Source organism: Comamonas sp. GW821-FHT11H03, from assembly GCF_058807955.1.
In genome coordinates this window covers 1-17,989 of record NZ_JBXARF010000015.1, presented here as the reverse complement: position 1 = coordinate 17,989, position 17,989 = coordinate 1, and the positions used below count along the sequence as shown (strand labels likewise).

17 protein-coding genes and 1 pseudogene are annotated in these 17,989 nt (G+C 57.9%); 11 read left to right on the top strand and 7 right to left on the bottom strand.

The window, feature by feature from the left end; translation table 11 throughout:
* Nucleotides 1-54 precede the first annotated feature (54 nt).
* From AC1RTQ_RS23365 to AC1RTQ_RS23345, 5 genes are all read right to left on the bottom strand, one after another.
* Entirely contained in the window at nt 55-1,290 is a 1,236-nt protein-coding gene (locus AC1RTQ_RS23365) for an MgtC/SapB family protein (protein WP_492879269.1), read from the bottom strand.
* Between the two features lie 326 nt (nt 1,291-1,616).
* Nucleotides 1,617-2,180, bottom strand: a complete 564-nt coding sequence (locus tag AC1RTQ_RS23360) for a fasciclin domain-containing protein (RefSeq protein WP_492879267.1) — start codon at nt 2,178-2,180, stop codon at nt 1,617-1,619.
* Between the two features lie 206 nt (nt 2,181-2,386).
* Nucleotides 2,387-3,127 (bottom strand): anti-sigma factor, encoded by a 741-nt coding sequence (locus AC1RTQ_RS23355; protein ID WP_492879265.1) that lies wholly within the window; start codon nt 3,125-3,127, stop codon nt 2,387-2,389.
* A complete protein-coding gene (locus AC1RTQ_RS23350; protein WP_492879263.1) occupies nt 3,124-3,702 on the bottom strand; it encodes a sigma-70 family RNA polymerase sigma factor in 579 nt (192 codons plus the stop codon). The genes AC1RTQ_RS23355 and AC1RTQ_RS23350 overlap by 4 nt, the downstream gene beginning before the upstream one ends.
* Before the next feature lie 66 nt (nt 3,703-3,768).
* The gene (locus AC1RTQ_RS23345; RefSeq protein ID WP_492879261.1) at nt 3,769-4,344 is read right to left on the bottom strand and encodes a DUF3455 domain-containing protein; all 576 of its coding nucleotides are present in this window, start codon (nt 4,342-4,344) and stop codon (nt 3,769-3,771) included.
* 375 nt (nt 4,345-4,719) lie between these two features.
* On the opposite strand from AC1RTQ_RS23345, the gene tnpA reads away from it, so the two are divergent.
* The 4 genes from tnpA (at nt 4,720) to AC1RTQ_RS23325 (ending at nt 7,596) form a co-directional block, all read left to right on the top strand.
* Nucleotides 4,720-5,100, top strand: coding sequence for an IS66-like element accessory protein TnpA (tnpA, locus tag AC1RTQ_RS23340; protein WP_492879259.1), 381 nt, complete (start codon nt 4,720-4,722; stop codon nt 5,098-5,100).
* Nucleotides 5,097-5,429, top strand: a complete 333-nt coding sequence (tnpB, locus tag AC1RTQ_RS23335; protein ID WP_492879257.1) for an IS66 family insertion sequence element accessory protein TnpB — start codon at nt 5,097-5,099, stop codon at nt 5,427-5,429. Before tnpA ends, tnpB begins: the two co-directional genes overlap by 4 nt.
* A gap of 68 nt (nt 5,430-5,497) precedes the next feature.
* Nucleotides 5,498-7,018 carry an IS66 family transposase gene (tnpC, locus tag AC1RTQ_RS23330; RefSeq protein WP_492879310.1) on the top strand — a complete coding sequence of 507 codons (1,521 nt, stop codon included), beginning with the start codon at nt 5,498-5,500 and terminating at the stop codon, nt 7,016-7,018.
* Nucleotides 7,015-7,596, top strand: coding sequence for a plasmid pRiA4b ORF-3 family protein (locus tag AC1RTQ_RS23325; RefSeq protein WP_492879255.1), 582 nt, complete (start codon nt 7,015-7,017; stop codon nt 7,594-7,596). Before tnpC ends, AC1RTQ_RS23325 begins: the two co-directional genes overlap by 4 nt.
* A gap of 1,012 nt (nt 7,597-8,608) precedes the next feature.
* Here AC1RTQ_RS23325 and AC1RTQ_RS23320 read toward each other — a convergent pair.
* A complete protein-coding gene (locus AC1RTQ_RS23320; RefSeq protein WP_492879253.1) occupies nt 8,609-9,577 on the bottom strand; it encodes a Bug family tripartite tricarboxylate transporter substrate binding protein in 969 nt (322 codons plus the stop codon).
* A gap of 97 nt (nt 9,578-9,674) precedes the next feature.
* Here AC1RTQ_RS23320 and AC1RTQ_RS23315 point away from each other — a divergent pair, with 97 nt between their 5' ends.
* From AC1RTQ_RS23315 to AC1RTQ_RS23295, 5 genes are all read left to right on the top strand, one after another.
* On the top strand, nt 9,675-10,574 hold the full coding sequence (locus tag AC1RTQ_RS23315; protein WP_492879250.1) for a LysR family transcriptional regulator: 900 nt from the start codon (nt 9,675-9,677) through the stop codon (nt 10,572-10,574).
* 2,094 nt (nt 10,575-12,668) lie between these two features.
* A complete protein-coding gene (locus AC1RTQ_RS23310; RefSeq protein WP_492879248.1) occupies nt 12,669-13,043 on the top strand; it encodes an Arm DNA-binding domain-containing protein in 375 nt (124 codons plus the stop codon).
* Nucleotides 13,044-13,072: 29 nt separating this feature from the next.
* The gene (locus AC1RTQ_RS23305) at nt 13,073-13,288 is read left to right on the top strand and encodes a DUF927 domain-containing protein (protein ID WP_492879246.1); all 216 of its coding nucleotides are present in this window, start codon (nt 13,073-13,075) and stop codon (nt 13,286-13,288) included.
* A gap of 211 nt (nt 13,289-13,499) precedes the next feature.
* The gene (locus AC1RTQ_RS23300) at nt 13,500-13,799 is read left to right on the top strand and encodes a hypothetical protein (protein ID WP_492879316.1); all 300 of its coding nucleotides are present in this window, start codon (nt 13,500-13,502) and stop codon (nt 13,797-13,799) included.
* Between the two features lie 290 nt (nt 13,800-14,089).
* Nucleotides 14,090-14,281, top strand: coding sequence for a hypothetical protein (locus AC1RTQ_RS23295; RefSeq protein ID WP_492879244.1), 192 nt, complete (start codon nt 14,090-14,092; stop codon nt 14,279-14,281).
* A gap of 110 nt (nt 14,282-14,391) precedes the next feature.
* Here the strand turns inward: AC1RTQ_RS23295 and AC1RTQ_RS23290 are convergent, their stop codons facing one another.
* A complete protein-coding gene (locus AC1RTQ_RS23290; RefSeq protein ID WP_492879242.1) occupies nt 14,392-15,297 on the bottom strand; it encodes a peptidylprolyl isomerase in 906 nt (301 codons plus the stop codon).
* A 645-nt stretch (nt 15,298-15,942) separates the two neighbouring features.
* Between AC1RTQ_RS23290 and AC1RTQ_RS23285 the strand changes: the two are divergent.
* Both AC1RTQ_RS23285 and AC1RTQ_RS23280 read left to right on the top strand, forming a co-directional pair.
* Nucleotides 15,943-16,062: pseudogene (locus AC1RTQ_RS23285) on the top strand (ESPR domain-containing protein); the annotation flags it as partial.
* Nucleotides 16,063-16,104: 42 nt separating this feature from the next.
* Nucleotides 16,105-17,989, top strand: a 1,885-nt coding sequence (locus AC1RTQ_RS23280) for a beta strand repeat-containing protein (protein WP_492879308.1), incomplete at its 3' end; no start/stop codon positions are given.

The window sequence follows — 17,989 nt, the reverse complement described above, 5'->3', positions numbered from 1 at the left end:
TCCGTCCTATCGACCGCAATCATCACGCACCACATCGCTGATGAGCAGTCCGTATTAGCCAATCCATAGCAGTGACAGACCTGCTCCTGTCACCATAGAGGCTAGTCCCAGACTGACTCGTGCTCCATATTTGGCTCCCCCGACGGCGAACGCCAGTACGGATTTGGCGATTGCGCTAGAAGCAAGAATCACAACCAACCCCCACTGAGCGGTGGACAGGGGCAAACTACCTGACGCAAAAAGCTGCCCTAAGCTAGCAGCAGCGGCATGCAGTTCGGCCAAAGCTGCAAATGCCGCCGCGACCAGTACGCCAGTGCTGCCAACGACATGTTGGAGCCAGGCGCCTAAAACTAACATCAGCGCAATGGTTCCGGCAATCAGCAATGCAGTTGAAAGCTTAAATACCCGTTCGGTCTCAAATTCAGTTTGCGTGGCAGTTTTTTGTCGATTCAGCAATCCTGTGGCTGCAGCCAACACAAGGCAGAGAGCTGCAACGAGTAGAGGGAGTGCCATAGATAGCATCAGAGCTATGGATGTTGTCGAGAGAATCGCTATGAATAGGCATAGCGAGGCCAACTGAGCCAGCATTGCGCTGCCGAAGGCTTGTGCTTGCTGATGTTCGTCTGCCTTGGCCAAGTTGCCAAGGCTGGCTATAGCCGCAGTAGATGACACAAATCCAGAAAAGAATCCGGTCACAGGTAGGCCCCAGTGCGGGCCCAGCACTCGAGTAAGTATGTGGCCCAGCATACCCACAGCCATGAACAGCACAACCACTTTCCAAAGGGCTGCGAGGCTTAGTACGCCCCATGGATCTACAGGTGCTTGCGGCAGAAGTGGCATCACGACCAGCGCCGCAGCGCCCAGCAGAAGGCCATCCCTCAATTCATTCTCTCTGAGTAACTCACGACTCCAGCGTTGTATGGGGCCTTTGGAATGCACCAGTAATGCGCAAAGGATGCCCAGAGCTGCAGTCAAGGTAGGACTCTTGTGCGATAGGGCACCCAGAGTTAATGAGAAAAGTAGAGTCACTTCACTGGTCAAGCCTGGGTCTTTAGAGGCTGAGTGCCAGTAGGCCGCAACGGTCAGTGCACCGACCAACAGAAGTACGACGGCAAAGGGCAGCACGCCTAACCACCAGGCCGCGCAGCCAAGCAACGCTGCTATGGCATGGGTACGAGTTCCAGCGATACTTTCTTGTTCACTCCCGCGACGCTCGCTAACGAGACCGATAAGCAGACCGCAGCCTAAGGAGACTACCCAATGATCGACACCGGCCCAACTCAGCTGCATAAGTCTCAACCTCTCGATGTGAATAAGGCTCGTCCGATTGATGGGACTGCGCCTTAGCTACTGCTACGCAGCATAGTTGAGTACGAGATGACGCCGCAAGCAACAAGAGCTGGATCGTAAAACGTTCAAATCTCTATCTAAGGCCTCCTGTGTGAAGGAGCGTGACAGAAGAGGAGTCAATGCTGCGCGCTCCCTCAATAGACTTCGACCAAAGGCATTTCCGTCCCATCGGCCGCAATCATCACTCCAGTGGTGTTGCGGTCGATTTCAAGGGACGTTCCATATTTCAGCTGAGGCTTGTTTAGAACCTCTAACTGCAGGTTTGCTTATTTGGGAAGCAATACCTTGTCGATCACGTGAATCACGCCATTGGATTGATAGACGTTAGGAATGGTCACTGTGGCCGTGCCGCCTTTTTCACCTGCCAGCATGATTTTCTTTCCGCTGGCCTTGGCCGTCAGGGTGCCGCCACTGACTGTTTTGATCATGGCCTTGCCTTTGCCGTCCTTGATCATCTTGCTGAGTGCTGTGGCGTCCAACTTACCCAGGACGACGTGGTATGTGAGGATGTTTGTCAGCGTCTCTTTGTTTTCAGGCTTGAGCAATGTATCAACGGTACCAGCGGGAAGAGCATCAAATGCGGCATTGGTGGGCGCAAAGACGGTAAATGGACCGGGGCTCTTAAGCGTATCGACGAGGCCAGCAGCTTTGACCGCAGCGACCAGCGTAGTGTGATCCTTGGAATTGACTGCGTTGTCGATGATGTCCTTGGAGGGCAGCATGGGGGCTCCACCTACCATCACATTAGCCATTGCCGAGACGGATACAGCAGACATAGAGATAGCCAGGCTGAACGAGGCCAACTTACGTGCAGATTGAATCGAGAACATGGATGCTCCTTAATGTTCAAGCCGAAAAATGCCGGCTGAAAGGAATACGCAGCCACTCCTTATCTGGATTCATTGAATTTCGTTATTTGTTTTTACTGGCGATTAGTCGGGTGCACGGGTGTAAGGCAAGGTTGCCTTTGACGGCTGCAATGCTTGCTTTTGAAGATGCTGGCAGGTGGCTCATCAAGCCCTGACTGGCAGAGGTCCTAGATCTTGACGGCTCGACCAATGAACTGGATGGGGCCAGTGGGTCGTCCAATCGGTGAGCCGCCATAGGGTTCCAGGGTCAGTTCAAACAATTGATTGGGCTGCAGAGGGGGGAGCTTGTCCACCGGAACCTCTATGGCCTCGCCTGGCTTTACCAGGCCAAGCGATACTGGAGCGCTCCAGCCATCACCCTTGGTCCAGAACTGGAGGGATTTTTCTGAAGGAACGTTATCGGTACCCAACGGCACCAGACGAAGCCTGCCTTCGGTCTGGGCCTGCACCAGCCAGCCAGGAGACTGACTTTGAGGCGCAGTCAGTACCACAAAGTAGCGTGGTGCGGCGGGAGGAGGAGCCTCGCGCGCTACAAGGACTGCTGCTAACACTGCTGCTAACACTGCTGCCGCCGCGAAGCCAGTGCCTGTCAGTCCACGCCATAGAGAAAGGCTGTCCCACTGCCACCAGCGAATCTTTGCCGCTGTAGCTTGAGTAGCCTTGGGTTGTGCAATGCTTGCGACGATGCGCTGCCACAGGCCGGCTGCCGGTTCAATCGGCTCGGCCAGGGATGTGAGCGGCAACAGGCGCTGCTCCCACTCATCCACTGCTGCACGCAGGGCCGGCTCATATGTCAGGCGGGATTCAATGGAGCGACGCTGGTTTGCGTTGAGCGTGCCTAATACATACTCTCCGGCCTGGGTATGCAGGTCGTCTGGAGGCAGTGATTGTTGGGTTTCGCCGCTCATTGCATGCATTCCCGCAGTGCGCGCAGTGCGCGCTGAATCCAGGCTTTTACTGTGCCCAAAGGGGCTTGCAGCCTCTCGGCAATTTCACTGTGTGTGCAGCCGTCAACATAAGCGTGCAGCAAGCAGGCGCGGCGTGCAGGCTCCAAACCGTCCAGGCAATGCCCGAGACGGCCAAGCGCTGCCTGTCGCGCAAGCTCATCGCCACTTCCCTGCCAGGCCGCAAAAGCCGCCTGTGCATCCATGTGCGCTGTAGCCGGTTCATCCAGCACGGTCTCTCGCGCGCTATTGCGCACTCGATTCAGGGCAGCATGTCTGACAATGCTGTAAATCCAGCCTCGGCCAGCACCACGGCTGGCGTCGAAGCTTGATGCACGTTCCCAGATGGACACAAAAGCGTCGTGAAGCACATCCTCTGCCGTAGCGCGGTCACGAACTATTCTGAGAGCAACACCTAGCAGATAGCGGGTTTCGCGCTCATAGATGCTGCGCAGAGCTTGGAGATCACCTCGCGCACAGGCTTGCAGCGCAGCGTCGTGGTCGAAAGCGTCGTCTTGGAGGGCGGCAGCAGGCGGCACAAATAGAAGATGAGAGGGAAATAGAGATAAATCCTTCAGCCATTCTAGTCATGCCGTTGCAAAACCTTACATCGTGGGTTTCCAAAAAATGTAATCGGCCTGGTACTTGACCATGGTCTTCTGGCCTTTGGTGGCTGTGGTACAGGGTTTGTCTGCAGGAGCAACACCCCCTTGGAGCGCGACGCGCTGGATGTAGCTAACGTCTACCAGCGCGCCGGCACCCATGGCGGGATTGGCCTTTACCAACTGATAGGGCAAGCTGCCAGGGCTAGATGGTGCGACTGCAAATTGCGTAGCTGTGAGCTTGGAGCCGTCATTGGCTTCCCAGGTTGCGGGAGGTCCGTAGTAGCGGCCCACGGTCTTGCCGGAGCGATCTTTCAACACCGCATCGGGACCGACGAAGACCCATTCGGTTTGGCCAGGTGCATTGGCCTTGTCCCGGCACTCATAGGTGATGTCACCACTGCCAACCATTTCCCAGGCTACCTTGTGACCTGCGGGAACCTGTATGGGGGCAGGCAGCGAAGCCTGAGAGAAGCTGCTGGCTGGTGACTTCATCGAGCCGCATGCAGCGAGCAGGGCTGCTGCGGAAGTGATGGCAGCAAAGGCGGCGAGGCGGTATGTGAAGCGAGTGGTCGACATCGAGATTCTCCAATTAGATCGGTTGGAAGGATTCACTGAAGCAGCACGTTGCTTGTGTTGCTGCAGGTACTACCCACGAGATCGATGTTTGGATGCACCCGGTGCAAATTTTTTTGAAAATGTTCCGTGACGCTATAACTCGTGGCCGCTTTAGTAGCCCTCATCCCAAGGCATTTCTGTCCCATCGACCGCAATCATCACTCATGTGGTGCTGGGGTCGATTTCAATTGGCACGCCCCGCATCTCATTGGGCCTACCAAAGGAGTTGACGATGTTGAACTGGCGCAACTCTTCCTGCGTATGCGCACGGCGATCCCATCTTGAAAGCACCGCTTGAAGCGGGCATCGTCCTCACGATGGAGGATCGTGGAGACGATGGAAAACTCTTTGAATCAAGACCGCCCACGGCGGCGTGAGTACAGCAAGCAATTCAAGGCCCAGGTGCTGGACCGCTGCGCCCAGCCTGGCGCCAGCGTAGGCGGCGTGGCCCTGGCGCATGGCCTGGACTCGAATATGGTGCATCGCTGGATCCGTGAACAGCGAGAGCGGCAAGCAGCGGTAGTGCCCGCATTCGTGCCTTTGCCGATGCCAACTGCCCCATGCATTCCAGCCGCGCTGCCGGCCAGGTTGGCTGCGCCTGCTGAGGAGCCGCTCTTGCCTGAAGTTCATCTACAGATCCAGCGCGGCGAATTGCTGGTGCGCTTGCAATGCCCGCTTTCGCAGTGCGGAGCACTCCTACGCGAGCTCTTGCGATGATCCGCATCGATGCCGCCTGGCTGGCCACGGCCCCGCTGGACATGCGCGCCGGCACCGACACGGCGCTGGCCCGTGTGATTGCCGTGTTCGGTGCCGCCTACCCTCACCATGCCTACCTGTTCGCCAACAAGCGCGCCAACCGCATGAAGGTGCTGGTGCACGACGGCATCGGCATCTGGCTGGCCGCTCGCCGCCTGCACCAGGGCAAGTTCGTCTGGCCTGCGCCGACCGATGCACACTGGCAGTTGGGGCGTTCCCAGCTCGATGCCTTGGTGCTGGGCCTGCCGTGGCAACGCATGGGAGACGCCGGCATCATCACTGTGGTCTGAAGCCGGCGCACAATCCGTGGATCTGCGCATGACAGCGCAGTGCCTTCCTTGGCACACTGGTGGCCATGGTGGAGCAGCAACAATCCTTGAACGATCTCAGCGCCGAGCAACTGCGCGAGATGGTCGCCAGCCTCATGGGCCGCGTGACCGACAAGGACGCGCAAATCGCCTGCCACCAAACCGAGCTCAAGCATAGCCAGGCCCTGAACGCCAAGCTCACCCACGAGAACGCGCTCCTGAAGCGCATGAAGTTCGCCACACAGTCCGAGCGCTTCAACCCCGAGCAGCGCAGCCTGCTTGAAGACGAGATCGAGCAATTACAGCCGCCTGCGGCGGCCCCCGAAACCAAGCAGCAACCCAAACGCCAGTCGCTGCCGGCCAACCTGCCCCGGCGCGAGATCCGCCACGAGCCAGAGTCGAGTACCTGCGCCTGTGGTTGCCAGATGAAACGCATCGGCGAAGACGTGGCCGAGAAGCTCGACTATGTTCCCAGCGTGTCCACGGTGGAGCGCCACATACGCGGCAAATGGGCCTGCGCGCAGTGCGAGACCATCACCCAGGCGCCGGTTGAAGCGCATGTGATCGACAAGGGCATCCTCACCACGGGCCTGCTGGCCCAGGTGCTGGTGGCCAAATACGCCGACCACCTGCCGCTGTACCGCCAGGAAAGCATCTTTGCACGCGCCGGTCTGGCCATTCCCCGCTCGACACTGGCGCAGTGGGTCGGCAACTGCGGCGTGCGGCTGCAGCCGCTGGTCGATGCGCTCAAGGCCGAGATACTCCGCCGCCGTGTGCTGCACGCCGACGAAACGCCGGTAGCGATGCTCAAGCCCGGCAAGGGGGCTACGCACCGCGCCTACCTGTGGGCCTACGCGCCAGGCGCCTTCGAAGACATGAAGGCCGTGGTGTACGACTTCTGCGAGTCCAGGGCGGGTGAGCATGCGCGCAACTTCCTCGGTGACTGGAGAGGGGCGCTGACCTGCGACGACTTCGCCGGCTACAAAGCCTTGATCGCCAGTGGCGTGACCGAGGTGGGCTGCCTGGCGCACGCCCGGCGAAAATTCTTTGACCTGCATGCGACGAGCAAAAGCCAGATTGCGGGCTTCGCGTTGGAGCAGTTCGCCAAGGTCTACGACATCGAGCGCGAGGTAAAAGACCTGAGCGCCGATCAACGCCAGGCCATCCGGCAGCAGCACGCCAAGCCGGTGCTCGATGCACTGCACGCTTGGATGCTGTTGCAGCGGCAACAACTGCCGGACAGCTCGGCAACTGCCAAGGCCCTTGACTACAGCCTGCGACGCTGGACCGCGCTGACGCGCTTCGCAGCTGATGGGCAATTGCCCGTGGACAACAACTGGATCGAGAACCAGATCCGGCCGATTGCGATTGGACGCAACAATTGGCTGTTCGCCGGCAGTCTGCGCGCGGCAGCGGTAATGAGTCTGGTCCAGTCGGCGCGCATGAACGGGCATGACCCATATGCGTATTTGAAGGATGTGCTCACGCGACTGCCCACGCACCGGGCCAGTCGGGTCGAGGAATTGCTGCCGCATCGTTGGCACAGCGGCGCTGCGATACTTGGTGGATGAGCACCAAGTACCAACGTACCCAACCCAAGCGCGTTTACCAGCTACGCGTTGAGCTTCAGCACATCGCCCCTCCTGTGTGGCGGCGCATCCTCATACCTGACTGCGTCAAGCTGTCGAAGCTTGACCGCATCGTGCAGGCAGCCATGGGCTGGACCAACAGCCACCTCCATGACTGGAACATAGAGCAGCGACGCTACGGTGTCCTGGACAAGGAATGGGGCGACAGCGACGACATGCTCGATGAGAGAAAGTTCACCGTTGGTGCCGTCCTGGGAGAACAGGTCAAGACCTTCGGCTACAACTACGACTTCGGCGATGGGTGGGAACACATCATCACCGTCGAAGAGTGCTTGCCAGTGCAGGAAGACCGTAACGACTGGCCGATGTGCCTGGCTGGCGAAAATGCTTGCCCGCCGGAAGATGTGGGTGGTGCGCCCGGCTACATGGACTTCCTGGAAGCCATGCACAACCCCACACATGAGCAGCACGCTGACTATTGGCGCTGGTGGGGTGGGCCCTTCGATGCCAAGGCCTTCAGCATTAACGTAGCCAACCTCGCCATCCACAAGCTGCGCTGACCCTCGCCCTCGCGTCAAGATGGGATGGCCGGGCGCTTACCTTCCTGCGTCATCTTGATCAGCTTTAGATAGGCGTTCTTGTGGGCCTTCCAGTGCCTCAGGAAGGTTTGGCAAACGCGCTTGTGGACGGTGTGGATCGGAATTCATCGGTCATGGCGCGATTCTCTCAGAGCTGGACGCAGCTCCTAGGCGTACGACTGGGAACGGTTGAATCTGCCGCCAGAAGCGGTCATATAGGGTCACGAAATGAACAACGGCTTCTGACGGCGTCCAGTTAACATGCAACCCTACAGTTGCGACGAAATGCTCATTTTCGTGGGAGTTGCCTCAAAGGCAGTTTGATGTCACTGGCCCTCGTTTTCGGTCCAGGCTTGAAGAACCTGCGAGTCAATCCGAACAGTGTCGCTTCCATCTTTTCTGACTGCGACCAGCATCTGTCGACCAGTTATCACGACAGTGTCACCCAGCACCTGAACGCGAAGATCAGAACGATCGGTTTGCTGATAGTTGACGTGCGTTCCGCCCGAGCGGAATCGGTTACTGGATTAAGAGCGCGCAAACCTCGAAGCCAGTGCAGCCAAGAAACTTGGACTTCAGCAGCCCAGCAACTCTTCAAACTGATCTATCAAGCATCTTGAAACTGGAAGCTGTAGTTTGCTTCCAGTTTCCGCTCTTTTAAGCATTTACCAAAACCATCCGTCTTGTCTGGTACCGAGAGGGCTTGCGCGTCTGCACTGTCAGCAACTTCTGCAAACCGGACCTAGGGCGACAGTACGTGAAGGGCTGCACTGGCAACTGTGAACGCTCCAGAATGATCGGATTCCTTCGCGTCCCCGTGTCAAAACTGCAGCAAGCGCCAACACCCGTCATTGAGCTGAATGAGCGCCCAGGCGCCGAACTGCATGGATCCACGTTCCACGGGACCAAAATACCGCTTCTGTGCGCGGTGCCAGGCTTGAGGCCTCCATCGTTTCCATCGATCTTTTGCAATCCGTGTCGACTTGCCGCTCAGTTAATCTGCCGTGATTTTTCGTTCACGGATGATGCGACTCCATTTTTCGTTCTCTGTGGAAATGAATTTGGCCAATTCTTCTCGTGATGTTGGAGCTGCAGTTTGGCCGTGTTTAAGCAGGCTTGCTCGCACGTCAGGTGCGTTCAACACCTTCACGAGCTCGACATTCCATCTGTCCAGTAGCGGCTTGGGTGTTTTCCCTGGCGCAACGAACGCATACCAGTTAGTGGCGTTAAAGCCGGGATAGGTCTCTGCGACGGTGGGCACATTGGGCAGGTAGGCTGGCCGTGTCAGTCCGGTGGTTGCCAGCGGAATGAGCTTGCCCGACTCGATATGCGGCAGCGCTGTGGGTGGTGCTGCATAGAAAGAGCTGACGCGTCCGCCCAGGACATCCTGTAAAGCGGGGGCTCCGCCCTTATAGGGAATGTGAACCGTGTCGATCTTTGCAATGTCGTTAAGCAGTTCGCCGGCCAAGTGGGCAGCTGATCCAGGGCCCGTAGAGGCAAAGTCCAGTTTGCCCGGTTCACGCTTGGCGGCAGCCACAAACTCGCTTAGGGTTTTGATGCCTTTGCTTGCAGGCACCACCAGAACGTTGGGAAAGGTCACTCCCATAGTGATGGGTGCGAGATCCTTGAGCGGGTCGTAGCTCACCTTCATGAAGTGAGGCGAGATGCTCAAGGGGCCGATGGAGCCGAACAGCAAGACAGAGCCATCGGTAGGTCCATGGGCAACCTGGGCATGCGCCAGATTGCCGCCGGCGCCAGGCTTGTTATCCACGACCACGCTCTGGCCTATGTTTTCGCCGAGCTTCTTGGCAATGATGCGTGCCGCGATATCGGCCGAACCGCCTGCGGCAAAGCCGACAACCATGGTGACCGGTCTTTTGGGGGGGAAGTCCTGGGCATGGGCACCGGCGAGCGGCAGGCAGGCGGCCAATGCGGCAGCCAGTACGAGAGGGTGTCGTTGCATGTTGTCTCCTGATCGAGTCGTTATCAACTCTATGCAAGCGGCGATGGTAAATTTCCAGGACTATTCTGTAAATTGCAATATATGATTAAACTATTGCATGAGGTGCATTAAATTCGATATTGCCGAGCTGCAGGCGTTTGTCGCCACGGCAGAGAATTCAAGCTTTCGTGTAGCTGCGGAGCGTCTTTTTTTGTCTGCGCCGGCGTTGAGTCGCAGGGTGGAGCGTCTGGAGGAAGCACTTGGAGCCAAGCTGCTTGAGCGGACCACCAGGCATGTCCAGTTGACCGCCATTGGCCAGGAATTTCTGACTGAGGCGCGCGCCGCATTGGAGAGCCTCGAGACCGCAGCGCAGCGCATCAGCGATCAGGCCCTGACTCGCCGGGGATCGGTGACAGTGGCTTGCATTCCGTCAGTGGCAAACCATCTTTTGCCGAACGCATTGCGCGCCTTCGCCGATGAGTACCCGGATGTGCAAGTTCACGTCATTGACGAGAATGCTAGCCATGTCCTGGATGCCGTGGTACGGGGACGAGCCGATTTTGGGCTCAGCTTCACGGGAAGTCAGGAACCCGGAATTCAGTTCGAGACGTTGGCACGCGAGCGGTATGTGTTGGCGATGCTGCGCAGTCATGTTTGGGCATGCCGCTCAGAGGTGGCGTGGTCAGAGCTTGCCGGAGTGCGTCTCGTATCCGTATCACACCAGAGTAGCAATCGACTGCTTTTGGACCAAGTCATGGCAGGCCTGCTCGAGCAGCCAATGGCTTGGTACGAGTGCAATCACGTAACTGGGGCTCTGGCTCTTGTCGAAGCAGGTTTGGGAATGGCTGCCATCCCGCAGCTTGCCCTGCCTGAGTGCAATCCTAAGGTCTGCGGTGTACCACTCATCGAGCCTCAGTTGTGGCGGACTTTAGGCTTGATACAGAAGCGAGAGCGTGTGCTTAGTCCTGCCGCCGAATCTCTGAAGAACCGCTTGCTCGCCCTTCATGTGAACTGCTGATCACGCACAGAGCGCTCGACAACAGCTTCTCCGATGAACGCCACCCCATTGAAAAGGGGCGGTCTGTAGAACTTCACGCCATCCAACCTGTTCGATGAATCCTGAGCGTGACTGCAAAGATGAAAGCTACAAAACAGCTCGTAAGCAGTCATCGATCTCACTGAAGAGTAACGACGGGTTAGGGGCGTTAGCGGGCCTGCGCTCGGAACTCAAAAGGGGGCAGGCGAGCGCAAAACACCTGCCAGGCTTGGCCCGAAATACACAATCTCGTCGCCAGTGGTGACCCCAAGCATCTATCCGGGATGAACTACTTCTGTGATGTAGTCGCTTGCGCTGCCAGGCAGGATGTGTTCATTGGGAAAGCCATATCTGTCCGGGGTACGCAGCAGTGTGGGATATGTCTGCTCTATGAGTGGCCGGTCAGGGCTGCGCATCTTCGGTGATCCACTTCTTCAGGAGTGCTACGGGGTGAGGGGAGAGCGCGCGAACCTTCAGAGGGCAGAGGTGGAGCAGCGATTCGTAAAACGCGCGAACCGAGGTGCCGAGTGTCGAAACATCCCCCTCGTTTAATCGATCTTCAGACCAGCGCAATCAGCGCGCCAGCATTTCATCTTTCACTTCGACAGGGCTGAGCGTTGAGAGCACTTCGGCGTGGATAGCCCCGGAGGTACTGGGTGGCCCACCGGTGCATATTGGATTTGTGTAGTGCGTAGGTCAGGCGCTCGGGCCCCAGCATCATGGTGTCAATGTCGGTGGTGATCGATGAAGGCGACTCGTGGCCAGCGGTGGGCAGAGTCTTAAGCGCCGCCCCAAGCTTTGGTCCGGTCACATGCCCGAGGCATCGATTGCTCGATGACATCTCAAGGCCCTTCTATACAAAAAACTGTTTATTTATACAGTATATTTGAAGGAGGAGCTGATCTGGAATCCATTAGAGGGCCAAGTGTTGATATGGCAAAGATGGCTATGGCAGTGACTACTGATCTAGCGACAGACCCAAGAAAAGCGCCCTCAGTTCGAGGGCGCTTTTGTTCCAGTGAGCGGGGTCATAGCTACGGCTTTTAGGCCGTTGAGTTGAGCTGGACGCAAAACAAAAAACACTTCCGGGCGAATTAAGACTCCCCAGGACGGTACATCGGTTATGGTGGGTAACTTAAACCACTAAGGAATCGCCTGATGCCAAAACCCAACTACCAATTCGAAAAAAGGCAGCGGGAGCTCGAGAAAAAGAAAAAAAAGGCTGAGAAGGCTCAGCGCAAAGCTACAGGGTCCGAAACAGCTGCGCCAGTCTTGGCGTCTGAGGCACTGGTTGAAAACAAGTAGGTAAGGGGGCAGGCTTTGTATCGGCGTGACTTTTGAGTGTCTCAAAAGAGCCGCTCCGGCACTTAGCTCAGTGGCTTACCAAAGTGTGATCAATGGTGTCTGGATATCCACAGCCTTGAACTTTGTAAGCTGAAAAAATTGCCTGCAAGATGCGTCATCGTGCAGGCAATTTTTTGCTAAAAACCGGAACACATGCCGGAACAGTTCCCGGAACGTCTTCAAAGGTTATAGCATTACATCTCTGGTGTCCGGGGCCGGAATCGAACTGGCAAGCCTTGCGCGGGGGATCTTGAGTCTCGTGCGGCATGAGCTATTTAGCGGTGCTCGAACGGTGTTTGCTGTGTTTCGAAATGATGCAAATAACCCGCAATCACATGCTCGGAAGGCTCAATTTCCGGCAATAAAGCCACGGCGCTGGAGCTGCACAAAGCGCTGTCGGTGTCCTGCCGTGTCGTGTGAAGGGGAAAATCGCACCGATTTCGCACCGATGCCCTGAGTGCCGGATGGAGCAAAGTGCGGACGCGGGTTCAATTCCCGACAGCCAGCGTCCAATGGCGTTCACTGAAGTCCAGTGAACGCCATTTTTATTTGGTAAATCAACAATTTGACTTCCTTGGTCATCCGCCGAGGTTCATGGGCATCCGAGGCAAAGTGGGGTGCAAGTGGGGGCAACTTGCCAAAAGCCTATGCTTTGGCTAAGTTATTCCCCACTTTTTTAGCCCAAACCCAGCGCCCATGCGCTGTACCCGCAGCTAGGAAAGTATGTACCCCATGCTGACCGATGCCCACTATCGCAACGCCATCTGCCCTCCTGATCGCAAGCAGGCGGGCTTCACCGATGTTGGCGGGCTGTACCTGCAAGTCAGTCCCAGCGGCTCCAAGCGCTGGTTCTACAAGTACTGTACCGACGGAAAAGAAAAGCAGCTTGCTTTGGGCAGTTACCCCGCCGTAGGGCTGACGGCAGCCCGTAAAGCGCGTGATGTTGCCAAGATGCAACGTGCGCAGGGTAGTGACCCTATCGAGGCCCGTAAGCTGGAAAAGCTCAAAGGCGGGCTTGATCGCGGGATATCGTGTTCCAGTCCGACAACCAGATGGAGAACACCTTTCGCATTCGGCGTGAGGCCTAGGACTGGGCGGATCGCATAGGCCGCTTGTGCGCAGGCAGCAGCCGTCTGGTGTTCGCCGTAACCTGTGCATTTGCCGGGCCGCTGCTACGCCCTGCGGGCATGGAGAGCGGCGGCTTCCATCTGCGGGGCGATAGCTCTTGCAGCAAGACCACGGCGCTGCGGCTGGCGGCCAGTGTGTACGGCGGCCAGAACTACATGCAGCGCTGGCGTACTACCGACAACGCACTGGAAGCCATTGCAGCCCAGCACTGCGACAGCCGCTGATTTTGGACGAACTGGTCCAGGTGGAGGGCAAGGTTGCAGGCGAATGCGCTTACATGCTGGCCAACGAGCAGAGCAAGGCACGTGCTACATGCAATGGTGCAGCCCGCACGCGCCTGACGTGGCGGCTGCTGTTCTTGAGTGCCTGCGAGCTGGGCTTGGCCGGCCACATGGCCGAAGACGGCAAGCGCACGCGTGCCGGGCAAGAGGTTCGATGGCCGATATTCCGGCAGATGCAGGCAAGGGCATGGGCGCTTTCGAGCAGCTGCACGGCTTGGCCGACGGGGCCGCATTCTCTTCACATCTCGCACGCGAGGCGCAGCTCTGCCATGGTGCAGTGGGATATGCGTTTTTGCAGTGGGCAACCGGGCATGCCGACACGCTGGCCAAACGTGTACGCCAGCAATCGGGCGCCCTGGCGGCCAGCTGGACGCCCGGCAAGGCCAGCGGGCAGGGCGGCATGTTTTGCGCTGGTGGGCGTGGCCGGCGATCTGGCGACCAAGGCATGCTATGAGGCGTGGCTGCTGGCTTGTGGCGGTGCAGGTAATGGTTAGGTCACGGCCATGCTGCAGCAGGTGCTCGGATTTTTGGAGGCGCATGGAGAAGGGCGTTTGACGTGGTGGCACCCGGCGATCGACGACCACAACGCCAAGACACTGCAGCGCGCGGGCTTCAGGTGCCTGATCGCTGAAGACGGCAAGCCGCTGAAGATCCTGAAGACCAGTTACACGCCAGGCACATCCAAGGACATCTACGAAGCCATGACGGCCATTGACGGCGAGGAAACGCGGGTGGAGTACTTTTGTGCTGGCCGAAGTGTTCCGCACCGAGATCTGCCGCGGCTTCGACTACAAGGCCGTGTGCAAGGTGCTGCTGCAGCACGGCTGCCTCAAACCCACCAAGGGCCATGAATACGACGCCACGCACCGGCTGTCCGGCATGGGCCATGCCTGGTGCTACCAGTTCACGCCCGCCATCATGGAACTGGAGATTTAGGCAGGTGCTGAGGCTGGTGCGGGAGCGGACTTTCTTGGCCATCATCGGGCGATGAAGTGGCCAGGATGCTGATCTGACCATGGGCAGCAAAATGGGGCGTAAAACTGCTGTCAGTTGACCCTTTGCAGCGCTGTCTCCAGAGCAGCGTTGTCAATTTTCACCTCAGAAGAAGGTGCGAGTTTGCTCAGATATTCATTTGCAAGCTCCTGCTGACGTTGCTCGCGCAAGGCTGCCTGCAAGGTGGGCTTGACCTCCTCCAAGGTCGCCAGACGTGTAGGTTGGCTGGCGAGGAGCTTGAGCACATGGAAGCCGGAAGCGGAGCGCACCGGCTCGCTGACTTGGTTGGGCTGCATGCTGGAAACGATCTCGCGAGTCTCAGGCAGAAGCTGGGCCAAGGGCAAATTGCCAACCTCTCCGTCTTTGCTAGCACTCCGAGCATCCTGGGAGTGCTCCTTGGCAAGTGCTGCAAAGTCACCTGTGCGTGCTTGCTTGGCCAACTCTGCAGCTTTGCTGCGCACCGCTGCGATCGTCGCTCCATCCGCATCGGGCGCAACGGGCAAGAAAATCTGAGCGACCCGATAGGTTGGAGCAACATTGAGTTGTGAGTGGTTGCGTTCATATGCAGCACGGACTTCGGCATCACTAGGAAAGCCTGCAGGCAGCTTGACCAATGACTCCAGGTAGCTGCCGGTGACGATGCGAGCTGTGGTCTCTTTGACGGCTGCATCAATGCGTGACTTGACCTCCGGGCGCTCGGCCCACTTCTTTCGCTGTGCATCACTCAGCAGTGCTTCGCTGGCAAGGCGTTGGCGTAGCCAGTTTTCCAAGCCTTCACGGTTGCTCTTAACTTTGGCACGCTCGCCCTCGGGCATGGCCCGTAATAGTTGCTGTACCTCGGCAGCGGAGATATTGATAGAACCCAGGTTCGCAACGGGTGACTCAGAGTCCTTGTCAGGTGATTGCGCGGCCTGGGCTAGCGTGCTGCAACTCATGAACACTGTCAAAGCCAAGCTCATTGCGCTATGCATACGGTGGCGCGTTGTAGATGTCACAAACTACCTCTTTCTAGGTATACGTTGAATAGGTCATGTATGAAACACCAACACATACATGAAAAAGTATGAGCATTTATGTCAAGGCAGAAAAGCCTTTGGCTTTAAAAAGACAGAATCAATGACGCTGTATCCGAAAAAAATACAGCAGGCCACAAAAGTGCAATGAATCGGATTTTTGCGGATCCGATACTACACAGATTTCTCACTTTGATGATCAGCGAGACTCGCTTGGGGCTACGCAAAAAAGCGGTGCCATTTGGCATCGTGGCAGTCCTTGGTAGGGGATATCCGAAAAGTCCTGCATGTAACCACCTGCCTTGTTGCTAGCGGAAAAAATGAAAGCATTAGGGTTCATCGATTTACACATCGAGCCCGCAGTCAATTGACGCCAATCAACTGAGAGTCTTAGCTAAAGAGCACCTCTTACAAGTTCTTTCTTTCATTAATCTATTATGTCTATGCATAAAAAGCGCTTGTTGAAAATTTAAATAATTTATTTCAGTGATTGTTTGTTTTTGTTACATCAATTAGATTATTTATCTGGAAGGGGTAAGGAGGGGCACCTAAGGACAGCTGTATTGCCCTAAATCCTATTAAAGGGCAATCATGAATAAATCCTATCGATCTATCTGGAATCAGTCTTTGGGGGCCTGGGTTGCAGCGCCTGAAACAGCTCACTCTGGCACGGCCTCGGTCAATAGTTCGAGGGCGGCCTCTTTGGTAACAGGTTCATCATGCTTTGGTGGGCGTGCGGGCCCGATTCGGAGAGTGGCGCTGGCTGCAGCCATGTTGTGCGGCGGGGCCGCTCTGAGCCCCGCTGCCTGGGCAACTTGCTCGGCTGCGGGAAGCACGATCACTTGCAGCGGAGTCCCGACCCTGCCGCTATTTCTCAATGACTACAGCAGTGCCACCAGCGGCCTGACGCTCAACGTCACCAACGGCGCGCAGATGAACGCGACGCTGGGCGGCAAGGTGATCAACCTGACCGGGGCCAACATCAACCTGAACAACTCCGGCACCCTCGACCCGGCCTTGCTGGGCCTGGTCTCGATCCTCAGTGGCGGCGCGTTCATCGGCACCGGCGCGACCAGCACGGTGAGCATCGCCAACAACACCACCGGGCTCATTCGCGGCACCGGCATGCTGCTCGGCCTCAACCTGACCAGCATCGACGGGCTGGGGATTGCCGTGAACAACTCGGTGTCGGGCACCACGACCATCACCAACGACGGCACGATTACCTCGACCGGGCTGTCGGTCGGCGGGATCACCTTGGCCGATACCCCGGTGGTCGGGGTGTATGGCGGTTCACAAGTCAACATGACCAACAGCGCCAGCGGCACGATCAACGGCCGGGTCGCGTTCGAGACGTCGGTGGCGGGCAACACCTTCACCAACGCCGGTAACATCACTGGCGGCGTGTCGATGGGGGCCGGCAGCACCAACACCTTCTACGCGATCACCGGTTCCAGCGTTAACGTCGGTGACGGCGCGCAAACCAGCGTCGGCCTCGGGGGCTTGATCGGTGTCAACCTGACCTTTGCACCGACCGGGACGATCGATGGCGGTGCGGCCGGTACCAACATGCTGATCCTGCAAAACCCGATAGGCCTCGGTGGCGGCACCACCGGAACCGGCACGGCGTCCAGCGCGACCTACGTCAATTTCAACAACCTGACCCTCAACAGCGGCACCTGGACCTTGCAAGGGCCGTTGGTCAGCGGTGCGACCACCCTCAATGGCGGTGTCGCGCAGTTCAACGACAACGCCGCGTTCGGCAGCGGTGTGCTGACATCCAATGGCGGGATACTTCAGGCCAGCAATGCCGGTTTGACGCTAGCCAACCAGATCAACCTCGGTGCCGGCGGTCTGACCCTGCAGGGCATCAACGGCATGACCCTGAACGGAGTGATTTCCGGCACTGGCGGCCTGACCAAGATCGGCAGCGGCCAGATCAACCTCAGCGGTATCAACACTTACTCCGGCAGTACCGTGCTCAACGGCGGTGTGGTGCTGGTTGGCAACAATCAGGCGTTCAGCACCGGCGGCATCACCGTTGGCGGCTCTTCGAGCATCTCGGCGACGGCGCCGATTTCGCTGGCTAACGCGATCATGCTCAACAGCACCCTGACCGCAACCGGCACCGGTGCGCTGACCCTTGGCGGGGTGATCAGCGGCGCCGCCAACCTGACCAAAACCGGCAGCGGCAGCCTGACCCTCAACGGCATCAACACCTACACCGGGATCACCAGCCTCAGCGCCGGGACCTTGCGCGTCGGCAACAACAACGCACTGGGCACCGGTGTCCTCAACACCAGCAACGGCACTAGCCTCGACAGCACCGGCAACGTGACCCTGGCCAACAACGTCGGCATCACCGGTGCGTTGAACGTGCTTGGCAGCAATGCCCTGACCCTGGCCGGCATCGTCTCCGGCACCGGCGCGATCACCAAGAGCGGCAGCGCCAGCCTGACCCTGACCGGCAACAACACCAACAGCGGCACCACCGCGCTCAACGGCGGGACCTTGTTCGCCGGCAGCAACACCGCCCTCGGCACGGGCGCATTGAACGCAGCGGCCGGCACCACGTTGGATGCAACCACGGCAGTGACCCTGGCCAACGCGGTTGCGCTGGCGGGCGGGCTGACCATCG